The organism is Paraburkholderia sp. BR14312, assembly GCF_040948675.1.
Classification (GTDB): Bacteria; Pseudomonadota; Gammaproteobacteria; order Burkholderiales; family Burkholderiaceae; genus Paraburkholderia; species Paraburkholderia nodosa_A.
Map to the genome: position 1 here is coordinate 208,346 of NZ_JBFPKI010000003.1, position 11,977 is coordinate 220,322.

The following is an 11,977-nucleotide window of genomic DNA, read 5'->3' on the forward strand; positions in this document are numbered from 1 at the left end:
CGCCTGGCGGCGTTGCGGCAGACCGCCAATGTTAAAATCGAGTTCTTTCCCGCCGTGCTTGACGCAATGCAGCGCAATGCGCCGCGCGGCACGCCTTCTCACCGCTTGCTCGTTCACGCCCCATCACCATGACGTCCCAACTGCACAAAAAAGGCGAAGCCTGGTCGGCTCGCTTCTCCGAACCCATGTCGGAGCTGGTCAAGCGCTACACGTCGTCGGTCTTCTTCGACAAGCGCCTTGCGCTCGTCGATATCGAGGGCTCGCTCGCGCATGCGTCCATGCTGGCCGCGCAGAAGATCATCTCCGCCGACGACCTCGCCGCCATCGAGGGCGGCATGGCGAAGATCAAGGGCGAAATCGAGCGCGGCGAATTCGAATGGCTGCTCGACCTCGAAGACGTGCACCTGAACATCGAAGCGCGCCTGACCGCCCTGATCGGCGATGCGGGCAAGCGGCTGCACACGGGCCGCTCGCGCAACGACCAGGTCGCGACCGACATCCGCCTCTGGCTGCGCGGCGAGATCGACCGCATCGGCGGCCTGCTCGGCGACCTGCGCGGCGCGCTGCTCGACCTGGCCGAACAGCACTCGGGCACGATCATGCCCGGCTTCACGCACCTGCAAGTGGCGCAGCCGGTCACCTTCGGGCATCACCTGCTCGCCTATGTGGAAATGTTCACGCGGGACGCCGAGCGCATGGTGGACTGCCGCAAGCGCGTGAACCGTCTGCCGCTCGGTGCGGCGGCGCTCGCGGGCACGAGCTTTTCCGTAGACCGCTTCGCCGTGGCGAAGACGCTGGGCTTCGACGGCATCTGCGCAAACTCGCTCGACGCCGTGTCCGATCGCGACTTCGCCATCGAATTCACGGCGGCGGCCGCGCTGGTGATGACGCACGTCTCGCGCTTCTCGGAAGAACTGGTACTGTGGATGAGCCCGCGCGTGGGCTTCATCGATCTGGCCGACCGCTTCTGCACGGGCTCGTCGATCATGCCGCAAAAGAAGAACCCGGACGTGCCGGAACTCGCGCGCGGCAAGACCGGCCGCGTCAACGGCCATCTCATGGCGCTCCTCACGCTCATGAAGGGCCAGCCGCTCGCCTACAACAAGGACAACCAGGAAGACAAGGAGCCGTTGTTCGACACGGTCGATACCGTGGCAGACACGCTGCGCATCTTCGCGGAGATGGTCGCGGGCATCACGGTCAAGGAGCAGGCGATGCGCGCGGCGGCGCTGCAGGGCTTCTCCACGGCCACGGATCTGGCCGACTACCTCGTCAAGAAGGGCCTGCCGTTCCGCGACGCGCACGAAGCCGTGGCGCACGCGGTGCGTATCTGCGTGGACCGCAACTGCGATCTGGCCGACCTCACGCTCGACGAGATGCGCCGCGAACTGCCGGCCGTGTCGAACCTGCTGGCCGAAGACGTGTTCGCAGTGCTGACGCTCGAAGGCTCGGTCTCGGCGCGCAACCATCCGGGCGGCACCGCGCCCGAGCAGGTGCGTGCGGCCATCGCGGCGGCGCGCGCGGCGCTCAAGTAAGCGCAGCGCAACGGGCGGAAAACGGCCGCAGTCTAAAGCCCAACCGGGCGCGCGACGGACAACGTCGCGCGCCCGGTTTGCTTTTGGGCGGCGCACAAGGTGACCATGCCCATGAGGACACACATGACAGCGCGCTGTACCCGCAGCAAAATGCCGGAAGTGTGCGCCCGGCAGCCGCGCGTCATGGCCTACGATCCCGCGCCATACTGACGACTTGCTCCGTCAGGTTTCGTCTTCGCCCCCAACACCTGCCCCATGATCGTCCGCCCTCACCTCCACTGGTTCCGCATGCTGCTCGCGTGGCGCGGCTCCGTGCTGCCGCAACTTCTGCCGCGCCTCTTCATCGTGCTGGTACTGTCGATCATCGCAGTGGCCGCGCACGATCACATCCTCAAGCTCACGGTCAACCTGAGCACCGTGCCGTTCTCGCTGATCGGTATTGCGCTCGCGGTGTTTCTCGGCTTTCGCAACAGCGCGAGCTACGACCGCTATTGGGAGGGCCGCAAGCTCTGGGGGCAAATGCTCAATGAGACGCGCTCGCTGGTGCGCCAGGCGCTGACGCTCCCGCGCAGCGGCGACGAAGCGGCAACACGCGAGCGGGCGAGCGAACTGGCCGGTCTGCTCGCTGCGCTGCCGCATGCGCTGCGCCATCAACTGCGCAACACCGACCCGCGCGCCGATCTCGAGTCGCGCCTGGCGCCCGCGCTGTTCGCGCGCGTGATGGCGGCGCGCTACCGCCCGGCCACGCTCCTGCTGTGCGCTTCGGAATGGGTCCAGCGCGAGACGCGCGAAGGCCGCCTCGACGGCTACGCGGTGCTCGCGTTCGAACATAATCTCAATGGCATTTCGGATGTGATCGGCGGGTGCGAGCGCATCGTCTCCACGCCGCTGCCGTTCGCCTATACGGTGATGATTCATCGCACCGTGTACTTCTTCTGCGCGATGCTGCCGTTCGGCCTCGTCGACAGCATCGGCGGTTTGACGCCGATCTTCGCCGTGTTCGTGGCCTACGCGTTCATGGCCCACGAGGCGATCGCCTCGCAGCTCGAAGACCCGTTCGGCACCGAAGACAACGACCTCGCGCTCAACCTGATGTCGACCGGCATCGAAGTCGCGTTGCACGACCTGATGGGCGAGCCGACTGCGCTGCCGGCGCGCGCGCCGGAGCAGTTCATCCTCGACTGAAGGCGCAGCCTCAGTGGTTGTTCACCGTTTCGGCGAGGCGCTTCAAGGTCGCGAGGCGCCCGCCTAGCAGATCGAGTCGCGCATGCTCGTCGATGAGCGGCGTGGTCGCGTCGCGATACGCGCGCCAGTCGCTTTGTGCGCGTGCAACCGTAGGCCGGGCGTGCTTCGGTATGCGCGCATAGAGCTGACGGTAGTAGCGATTGAGGTCATAGCTCACGTGCTCGCAGCGCGCATCGGCGCTGCAGGCGCGCACCTTCGGCGCGTCGCCGTCGTAGGTCGTCGCCTGGGTGCGCAGCGCGAGCGCGCGATCGCGCACCGGCTGCAGGCGCATGTCCGCCTCGTAGAGCTGGTAGGTGCTGCCGCTCGTGGTCGCGAATGCGGCGCCGAGCATGGTGTCCTCGGCGTCGCGCCAGGCCACCCACTTCTGCTGGCTCAGTTGCCAGCGCTTTTGCTGCGCGGCCGGCAGCTTCGCGAGCAGTTGCGCGAGCGCGTTGTCGGCGGCCTTGCGCCATGCGGTGCGCGCGTCGTCCATGCACTGGATCTGGCCAGCCGTCGACGACCGGTCCGCGCGCGCGAGACAGGTGCGCATGGCCGTATCGATCGGATCGGCCGCCGCGACCTCGGCGCGCGCCGCCGGTGCCACGGCGAACAGCACCGTGGCGGTCGAAATCACCGACAGCGTCGACACCATCGCAGCAAAATAACGCGCTAGCCGCGCCGAAGAACCATCCAACATCCCCTCCCCTCGCGCGTTCAGTCGCGCACGCAATCCACGAAATACTCGATGCGGCCGTTGATGGTCTCGCCCACGAGCCCGTGGATGTCGGTATGGAAGCCCGGGAAGCGCTCGTTGAACTCGCGCGCGAACTTCAGATAATTCACGATCGTCTTGTTGAAGCGCTCGCCCGGAATCAGCAGCGGAATACCCGGCGGATACGGCGTGAGCAGGATCGACGTGACGCGGCCTTCGAGTTCGTCGACAGGCACGCGGTCGATCTCGCGGTGCGCGAGCTTCGCGAATGCGTCCGACGGCTTCATCGCAGGCTCCATGCTCGAGAGGTACATCTCGGTCGTGAGGCGCGCGATATCGTTGGCACGGTAGACGCTGTGGATCTGCTGGCACAGGTCGCGCAGGCCCACGCGCTCGTACATCGGATGCTGCGCGACGAATTCGGGCAGCACGCGCCACAGCGGCTGGTTGTTGTCGTAGTCGTCCTTGAACTGCTGGAGCTCGGTCACCATCGAGTTCCAGCGGCCCTTCGTGATGCCGATCGTGAACATGATGAAGAACGAGTACAGCCCCGTCTTCTCGACGATGATGCCGTGCTCGGCCAGGTACTTCGTCACGATCGCGGCGGGAATGCCGGTCTCGCCGAATTCGCCGTCCACGTCCAGACCCGGCGTGACGATGGTCGCCTTGATCGGGTCCAGCATGTTGAAGCCTTCCGCCAGCGCGCCGAAGCCGTGCCAGTGATCGTTCGGGCGCAGCATCCAGTCTTCGCGCGAGCCGATGCCTTCTTCGGCCAGCTCGTCCGGGCCCCAGACCTGGAAGAACCAGTCGTCGCCGTACTCGGCGTCCACCTTGCGCATGGCGCGGCGGAAGTCGAGCGCTTCGGCGATCGACTCTTCCACCAGTGCCGGGCCGCCCGGCGCTTCCATCATCGCGGCGGCCACGTCGCACGACGCGATGATCGCGTATTGCGGCGACGTGGACGTGTGCATCAGATACGCCTCGTTGAAGCGGTGGCGGTCGAACGCGCTGTCTTCCGAGTCCTGCACGACGATCTGCGAGGCCTGCGAGATTCCGGCGAGCAGCTTGTGCGTCGAGTGCGTCGCGAACACCAGCGCCTTGGTACGCGGACGGCCCGCGCCGATCGCGTGCATGTCCTGATAGAACTCGTGGAATTCGGCGTGCGGCAGCCAGGCTTCGTCGAAGTGCAGCGTGTCGAGCATGTCGCCGAGCAGATCCTTGATCATCTCGACGTTGTAGACCACGCCGTCGTACGTGCTCTGCGTGATCGTCAGAATGCGCGGCTTCACGTTCGGATTCTTTGCGAGCGCCTCACGGGCGAACGGATTCGCCTCGATCTTCTTGCGGATGTTTTCCGGCTTGAACTCGTCGCGCGGAATCGGGCCGATGATGCCGAAGTTGTTGCGCGTCGGCGTGAGGAACACGGGAATCGCGCCCGTCATCGTGATCGCGTGCAGGATCGATTTGTGGCAGTTGCGGTCGACCAGCACGATGTCGCCGGGCGCGACCGTTGCGTGCCAGACGATCTTGTTCGACGTGGACGTGCCGTTGGTCACGAAGAACACGTGGTCCGCGCTGAAGATGCGCGCCGCGTTGCGCTCCGAGGCCGCGACCGGGCCGGTGTGATCGAGCAGCTGGCCGAGTTCCTCGACCGCATTGCAGACGTCGGCGCGCAGCATGTTTTCGCCGAAGAACTGGTGGAACATCTGGCCGAGCGGATTCTTCAGGAAAGCGACGCCGCCCGAGTGACCCGGGCAGTGCCACGAGTACGAACCTTCGTCGGCGTACTTGACGAGTTCCTTGAAGAACGGCGGCGCGAGCGCGTCGAGATACACGCGCGCTTCGCGAATCACGTGGCGCGCGACGAACTCCGGCGTGTCCTCGAACATGTGGATGAAGCCGTGCAGCTCGCGCAGGATGTCGTTGGGCAGATGGCGCGAGGTACGCGTCTCGCCGTACAGGAAAATGGGGATGTCCGAGTTGCGCTTGCGCACCGCTTCCATGAACGCGCGCAGCGCGACGATGGCGGGCGCGTGCTCGGGCGCTTCCTCGTCCGAGCCTTCGACGTAGGGCAGCAGCTCGTCGTCGTCGATCGAGAGGATGAAGCACGCGGCGCGGCTCGACTGCTGCGCGAACGACGTGAGGTCGCCGTAGCTCGTCAGCCCGAGGACTTCCGCGCCCTCTTTCTCGATGGCTTCGGCGAGCGCGCGGATGCCGGAACCCGAGATGTTCTCGGAGCGAAAGTCTTCGTCGATGATGACGACGGGAAAACGAAACTTCATGGGCGATTCTCCAAAAGAAACGACCGCTGCATATGACGCGCAGCGGTCCCCGTATGTCGTTGAATCCGGTAGTGTTGTGCGCTGGAACTCAGGTCTTCGGCAGGGTGACGCCGTGCTGGCCTTGATACTTGCCGCCGCGATCCGCGTACGAGACCTCGCAGATCTCGTCGCTTTCGAAGAACAGCACTTGCGCCACCCCTTCGTTCGCGTAGATTTTCGCAGGCAAAGGTGTCGTATTTGAGAATTCGAGCGTGACGTACCCTTCCCACTCGGGCTCGAACGGCGTGACGTTCACGATGATCCCGCAGCGCGCATAGGTCGACTTGCCCAGACACACCGTCAGGACGTTGCGCGGAATGCGGAAATACTCGACCGTGCGCGCCAGCGCGAACGAATTGGGCGGGATGATACAGACGTCGCCCTTGAAGTCCACGAACGACTTTTCGTCGAAGTTCTTCGGATCGACGATGGTCGAATTGATGTTCGTGAAGATCTTGAATTCGTCGGCGCAGCGGATGTCGTAGCCGTAGCTCGAGGTGCCGTAGCTCACGATCTTGCGGCCGTCTTCCGACATACGGACCTGATCGCGCACGAACGGCTCGATCATCTTCTGCTCTTCGGCCATGCGCCGGATCCACTTGTCGGACTTGATTGCCATGTTCGCTACTTGACGAGAAATTCGGGTCGGGAAAGCATGCGGACGGACCCACCGGGCGCGCGCCGCGTGCGAAAGGCGCCTATTTTACGCGATGTGGATCGCCATGCCTGGAACTGCGTTTCGCGCCGGCGCCAACGCCGCGCTCACTGGGCGCGGATCAGGCCGCAGGCGAGCGCCGGGCCCGTGCCGCGCTGCGGGTACGCGTAGGGGTCGATGGCGTCCCGGTGCACGATCACCGCGCGTTGCAGGACGGAGCGCACGCCGTCGAGCGAGACGTCGGGGGCGACGATAAAGCCCGACGCCACGCCGTTCGAATCCGCATGGATATTGCCGAGGTCGCCTTCCACGCGCGCGCCGGGCTTCAGGCGCTCCGCGGCGGGCGCGAACACGGCGCCGGCGCTCGAGGCGTCGGTGGCGTTGCAGTCGCCGCGCTCGTGCACCTGCAATGCGTGATCGCTGTCGGGCTGCAGGCCCGCGAGGTTGTAGCTCACCTGCACGCCGTCCGAATGTTCGACGAACGAAACCGTGCCGCGCACCTGGCTGCCGACAGTGGGCAGCAACTGTGCGACCGCGCGCTTCTCCTGCTGCCCCATGAAGCTCGTGCAGCCCGCCAGCAGCGCGCAGCCGCAGAGCGTGACGAGGGCGATCATCCTGACGACCTGCGCATTCCCCGCTTGCCTGTCGTGTCCTTTATCCATGCGATCCTCTTGCCGGGCGGCGGCAGCCCCGTTGCTGCCGCCATACCGGACCCGATGAAGCCCACATGATACCGCGCAGGCGGCGCGTCGCGCGCCTATCTGTCCCCATGCGCGGGGCGCCGCACGAGCGCTGCGGCCGCACCGGCGCTCAGGTGTTCTGGACGACGATGGTCGGGAACTTCGAGGTCATGTCGCGGGCGCGCTCGGCGATCTGGATCGCCACGCGCCGCGCGATCGCGCGATAGGTTGCCGCCACCGGCCCCTCGGGTGCGGCCACCACGGTGGGGTTGCCCGAATCGGCCTGCTCGCGAATGGCGATGTCGAGCGGCAGGCTGCCGAGCACTTCCACGCCGTACTCCTTGGCCATGCGCTCGCCGCCGCCCGCGCCGAAAATATGCTCGGCGTGGCCGCAGTTCGAGCAGATGTGCACGGCCATGTTCTCGACGATGCCGAGAATCGGAATGCCCACCTTCTCGAACATCTTCAGGCCCTTCTTCGCGTCGAGCAGCGCGATGTCCTGCGGCGTCGTGACGATCACGGCGCCCGTGACGGGCACGCGCTGCGAGAGCGTGAGCTGGATGTCGCCGGTGCCCGGGGGCATGTCGACCACGAGATAGTCGAGCTCGCGCCAGTTGGTCTGACGCAGCAGCTGCTCGAGCGCGGAAGTGGCCATCGGGCCGCGCCAGACCATCGGGTTGGCCTGCTCGATCAGAAAGCCGATCGAGTTGGCCTGCACGCCGTGGCCTTCGAGCGGATTCATCGACTGCCCGTCGGGCGATTCGGGGCGGCCTTCGATGCCCAGCATCATCGGCAGCGAAGGGCCGTAGATGTCCGCGTCGAGCACGCCGACCGAAGCGCCTTCGGCGGCGAGCGCGAGCGCGAGATTCACGGCGGTCGTGCTCTTGCCCACGCCGCCCTTGCCCGATGCCACGGCGACGATGTTCTTCACGTTGGGCAGCAGCTTCACGCCGCGTTGCACCGTATGCGCGGTAATCTCGCTTCTGACCGCGACGCGGCTCGCCTTCACGCCCGGCACGGCGGCAAGCGCCGCTTCGACCTGCGCGCGCACCGCGTCGAACTGGCTCTTCGCCGGATAGCCGAGCACGATCTCGACGCCGACCGTATCGCCATCGACGGTCACGTTGCGCACGCCCTTGGCCACCGTGTAGGGATGGCCCGTGTTCGCGTCCGTCAAGGCCGCGAGCGCGGCGTCGACCAAAGCCCGATCTATGCTCATTGAAACTCCGTGGGGAGAATGCCGGTCTGCGTTAGCGCCGATCCGAGTGAGGACTGATCGCCTACGCGCCGGAAATCGAAAGAAATTGTTAAGCTGCATTGCGCAAAATTGCCCGAAAGGGCACGCTTCGCGGCAGCATCGATTTTGTATGCCGACCAGGCGGTCTCGAAGCCGCGACCCAGCGGCCTTTCGCCTGGCGGCGCAAACCTCAAGGCGTCATTGTAGTAGCTGCCGCCGCGCACCGTTCGAAGACCCTGTTCGCAAGCGGGGCCGCGAACGCCGCAGGCAGCGTCCGTTCCACTCAAGAAAGGAAAGCAAATGAACACAAGAATCCTGACTCGCCTGTCCGTCTTCGCCATTGCCGGCGCGCTCGTCGCCGGCTGCGCGACGCAGCAGGGCACCAATACGGCTGTCGGCACCGGTGTCGGCGCAGGCACGGGCGCGGCGATCGGCGCCATCTTCGGCGGCGGCAAGGGCGCGGCAATCGGCGCAGGCGCGGGCGCACTGGTCGGCGGCATCACCGGCTACAACTGGCAAAACATCCACAACAAGCTCTCGGGCGCCACCAAGGGCACCGGCACGAAGATCACCGAGCAGCCGGACGGCTCGCTCAAGCTCGACATCCCGAGCAATGTGACGTTCGACACCAGCAGCTACGCGATCAAGCCGTCGTTCGCGCCGGTGCTCGACCAGGTCGCGCAGACGCTCCAGCAGAACCCGGAAGTGGTTGCGCAGGTGGTCGGCCATACGGATAACACGGGCTCCGCCGCGTACAACCAGACGCTGTCGGTCAACCGCGCACAGAGCGTCGTGAACTACCTCGCGTCTCGCGGCATTCAGATGCAGCGCATGGCGGCGGAGGGACGCGGCGATACGCAACCGATCGCCGACAACAACACCGAAGCGGGCCGCGCCGCCAACCGCCGCGTGGAAATGTACCTGCGCGCGACGTCGCAGCACCAGGGCGGTTAAGCTGGCCCGCCGCAGTCGCCGGGAACGCAGTGCCGGCGACTGCGCAAAAAACAGCGACATATTGACGGGGCGGCAGTCATGCCGCCCCGTTTGCATTTGGAGTCGCTCGAACACGCGCTCGGAAACCCTTGCTGGACGGCCCTCGCAAACCTGCTTCGACGCGCTTGCAGAGAATCGAAAAAATTTTCGAACTCTCGGGAAGCCGTGCTGTCTGTCTTTACGGTACGTGTGCGGCAGTGCCGCCGCGTCACCATTCTCCTCTTGTCGTTGTTGCTCCGGGGCCAATCTTGCCCCGGTTTTTTTTGGCCACAATTTGTGCGTCGCAGCATCCCCGCGACTCACGCAGCCCGCGCCCCTTCCAGGCATTGCGCATACGAGCGTCCACCGGCTCGCCGAACGGCGCTGCGCCTGCCCTGCTAAAATCGCGCTTTCCCCCCGCAACATCGGACTTCCCCTCACTTATGTCAGCACCCGCCACCGACCTCGCAGCAGCCGGCGCGCATGCCAATCAAAGCGGCCGCCGCCAGATTCTCGTTACGTCTGCTCTGCCGTACGCCAACGGTCAGATCCACATCGGCCACCTGGTCGAGTACATCCAGACGGACATCTGGGTTCGCGCGCTGCGAATGCATGGTCACGAGGTTTACTACGTCGGTGCCGACGACACGCACGGCACGCCCGTCATGCTGCGCGCGGAGAAGGAAGGCCTCACGCCGCAGCAGCTGATCGCGCGCGTGTGGCAGGAGCACAAGCGCGACTTCGACAGCTTCGGCGTGTCGTTCGACAATTACTACTCGACGGACTCCGAAGAGAACCGCGTGCTCTCCGAGTCGGTGTATCTGGCGCTCAAGGAAGCGGGTTTCATCGAGACGCGCGACATCGAGCAGGCCTACGACCCGGTCAAGAACATGTTCCTGCCGGACCGCTTCATCAAGGGCGAGTGCCCGAAGTGCGGCGCGAAGGACCAGTACGGCGACAGCTGCGAAGTATGCGGCTCGACTTACGCGCCCACTGACCTGAAGAATCCGTACTCGGTGGTCTCGGGCGCGACGCCGATCCGCAAGACCTCGACGCACTACTTCTTCCGTCTCTCGGACCCGCGCTGCGAAGACTTCCTGCGCGGCTGGGTGAGCGGCCTCGCGCAACCGGAAGCGACCAACAAGATGCGCGAGTGGCTGGGCGAATCGGGCGAATCGAAGCTCGCCGACTGGGACATCTCGCGCGACGCCCCCTACTTCGGCTTCGAGATTCCGGGCGCGCCCGGCAAGTACTTCTACGTGTGGCTCGATGCGCCCGTGGGCTATTACGCGAGCTTCAAGAACCTGTGCGAAAAGCGCGGCCTCGATTTCGAGGCATGGGTGAAGGCCGGCTCGAAGACGGAGCAGTATCACTTCATCGGCAAGGACATCCTGTACTTCCATACGCTGTTCTGGCCGGCGATGCTGCAGTTCTCGGGCCACCGCACGCCGACCAACGTCTTCGCGCATGGCTTTTTGACCGTGGACGGCGCGAAGATGTCGAAGTCGCGCGGCACGTTCATCACGGCGGAAAGCTATGTGACCACGGGCCTGAACCCCGAGTGGCTGCGTTACTACTTCGCCGCGAAGCTCAACAGCACGATGGAAGACCTCGACCTGAACCTCGAAGACTTCCAGGCGCGCGTGAACAGCGACCTCGTCGGCAAGTACATCAACATCGCAAGCCGCGCGGCGGGTTTCCTGATCAAGCGCTTCGACGGCCGCGTGCAGGACAGCGCGATGCACCATCCGCTGCTCGAGCAACTGCGCGGCGCGATTGCGCAAATCGCTGCGCACTACGAAGCACGCGAATACAGCCGCGCGCTGCGCCAGACGATGGAACTCGCCGACGCCGTGAATGGCTACGTCGACACGGCCAAGCCGTGGGAACAGGCCAAGGATCCGGCCAACCCGGTGGCGCTGCACGAGACCTGCAGCGTGAGCCTCGAAGCGTTCCGCCTGCTTTCGCTCGCGCTGAAGCCGGTGCTGCCGACGCTCGCGGAAGGCGTCGAGCAGTTCCTCGCGATCGAGCCGCTGACCTGGGCCGATGCCGGCAAGGCGCTTTCGTCGCAACAGCCGATCAACGCGTACAAGCACCTGATGACGCGCGTCGATCCGAAGCAGATCGAAGCGCTGCTTGCCGCCAACCGCGATTCGCTGCAGGCAACCGATGCGCCCGCCGCCGCGGTTGCGGATGCGAACAAGAAGTCGAAGGCTGCGAAGGAAGCGAAGAAGCCTGCCGCCGATGAAACGCCGGAAGTCATCTCCATCGACGACTTCGCGAAGATCGACCTGCGCGTGGCGCTGATCGTCGACTGCAACTTCGTCGAAGGGTCGGACAAGCTGCTGCAACTCACGCTCGACGTGGGCGAGGAAAAAACCCGCAACGTGTTCTCGGGTATCCGTTCGGCGTACAAGCCGGAAGACCTCAAGGGCAAGCTCACGGTGATGGTTGCGAACCTCGCGCCGCGCAAGATGAAGTTCGGCATGTCCGAAGGCATGGTGCTCGCGGCTTCCGCCGCCGACGAGAAGGCCGAACCGGGTCTGTACATTCTCGAACCGCATAGCGGCGCAAAGCCGGGCATGCGGGTCAGGTAATACCCACTCGCTGATGTCATACGAAACGCCCCTTGCGAGGGGCG

At 65.2% G+C, this 11,977-nt stretch carries 9 protein-coding genes; 4 read left to right on the forward strand and 5 right to left on the reverse strand.

Annotation, left to right across the window (positions count from 1 at the left end):
- Positions 1–128 precede the first annotated feature (128 nt).
- Positions 129–1,535 carry an argininosuccinate lyase gene (gene argH / locus AB3X98_RS10245; RefSeq protein ID WP_069265428.1) on the forward strand — a complete coding sequence of 469 codons (1,407 nt, stop codon included), beginning with the start codon at positions 129–131 and terminating at the stop codon, positions 1,533–1,535.
- Positions 1,536–1,790: 255 nt separating this feature from the next.
- Entirely contained in the window at positions 1,791–2,720 is a 930-nt protein-coding gene (locus tag AB3X98_RS10250; RefSeq protein ID WP_342947878.1) for a bestrophin family ion channel, read from the forward strand.
- Between the two features lie 10 nt (positions 2,721–2,730).
- Here the strand turns inward: AB3X98_RS10250 and AB3X98_RS10255 are convergent, their stop codons facing one another.
- The 5 genes from AB3X98_RS10255 to apbC all read right to left on the reverse strand — a co-directional run bounded on the left by AB3X98_RS10255 (position 2,731) and on the right by apbC (position 8,346).
- A complete protein-coding gene (locus AB3X98_RS10255; RefSeq protein WP_368606883.1) occupies positions 2,731–3,411 on the reverse strand; it encodes a lysozyme inhibitor LprI family protein in 681 nt (226 codons plus the stop codon).
- Between the two features lie 62 nt (positions 3,412–3,473).
- Entirely contained in the window at positions 3,474–5,753 is a 2,280-nt protein-coding gene (locus AB3X98_RS10260; RefSeq protein WP_069265431.1) for an arginine/lysine/ornithine decarboxylase, read from the reverse strand.
- An 88-nt stretch (positions 5,754–5,841) separates the two neighbouring features.
- Complete coding sequence (gene dcd, locus AB3X98_RS10265) at positions 5,842–6,411, reverse strand: dCTP deaminase (protein ID WP_028207739.1); 570 nt, start codon at positions 6,409–6,411, stop codon at positions 5,842–5,844.
- A gap of 143 nt (positions 6,412–6,554) precedes the next feature.
- A complete protein-coding gene (locus AB3X98_RS10270; protein ID WP_324161893.1) occupies positions 6,555–7,109 on the reverse strand; it encodes a superoxide dismutase family protein in 555 nt (184 codons plus the stop codon).
- A 148-nt stretch (positions 7,110–7,257) separates the two neighbouring features.
- Complete coding sequence (apbC, locus tag AB3X98_RS10275; protein WP_368606878.1) at positions 7,258–8,346, reverse strand: iron-sulfur cluster carrier protein ApbC; 1,089 nt, start codon at positions 8,344–8,346, stop codon at positions 7,258–7,260.
- A 318-nt stretch (positions 8,347–8,664) separates the two neighbouring features.
- Between apbC and AB3X98_RS10280 the strand changes: the two genes are divergently transcribed.
- Both AB3X98_RS10280 and metG read left to right on the forward strand, forming a co-directional pair.
- Entirely contained in the window at positions 8,665–9,318 is a 654-nt protein-coding gene (locus tag AB3X98_RS10280; protein ID WP_069265434.1) for an OmpA family protein, read from the forward strand.
- A gap of 461 nt (positions 9,319–9,779) precedes the next feature.
- Positions 9,780–11,933, forward strand: coding sequence for a methionine--tRNA ligase (metG, locus tag AB3X98_RS10285; protein ID WP_368606877.1), 2,154 nt, complete (start codon positions 9,780–9,782; stop codon positions 11,931–11,933).
- Positions 11,934–11,977: the final 44 nt, after the last annotated feature.

Coding starts and splice junctions, on each gene's coding strand:
- argH (WP_069265428.1), top strand. CDS start 129: ATGACGTCCCAACTGCACAAAAAAGGCGAAGCCTGGTCGGCTCGCTTC.
- AB3X98_RS10250 (WP_342947878.1), top strand. CDS start 1,791: ATGATCGTCCGCCCTCACCTCCACTGGTTCCGCATGCTGCTCGCGTGG.
- AB3X98_RS10255 (WP_368606883.1), bottom strand. CDS start 3,411: ATGGTGTCGACGCTGTCGGTGATTTCGACCGCCACGGTGCTGTTCGCC.
- AB3X98_RS10260 (WP_069265431.1), bottom strand. CDS start 5,753: ATGAAGTTTCGTTTTCCCGTCGTCATCATCGACGAAGACTTTCGCTCC.
- dcd (WP_028207739.1), bottom strand. CDS start 6,411: ATGGCAATCAAGTCCGACAAGTGGATCCGGCGCATGGCCGAAGAGCAG.
- AB3X98_RS10270 (WP_324161893.1), bottom strand. CDS start 7,109: ATGGATAAAGGACACGACAGGCAAGCGGGGAATGCGCAGGTCGTCAGG.
- apbC (WP_368606878.1), bottom strand. CDS start 8,346: ATGAGCATAGATCGGGCTTTGGTCGACGCCGCGCTCGCGGCCTTGACG.
- AB3X98_RS10280 (WP_069265434.1), top strand. CDS start 8,665: ATGAACACAAGAATCCTGACTCGCCTGTCCGTCTTCGCCATTGCCGGC.
- metG (WP_368606877.1), top strand. CDS start 9,780: ATGTCAGCACCCGCCACCGACCTCGCAGCAGCCGGCGCGCATGCCAAT.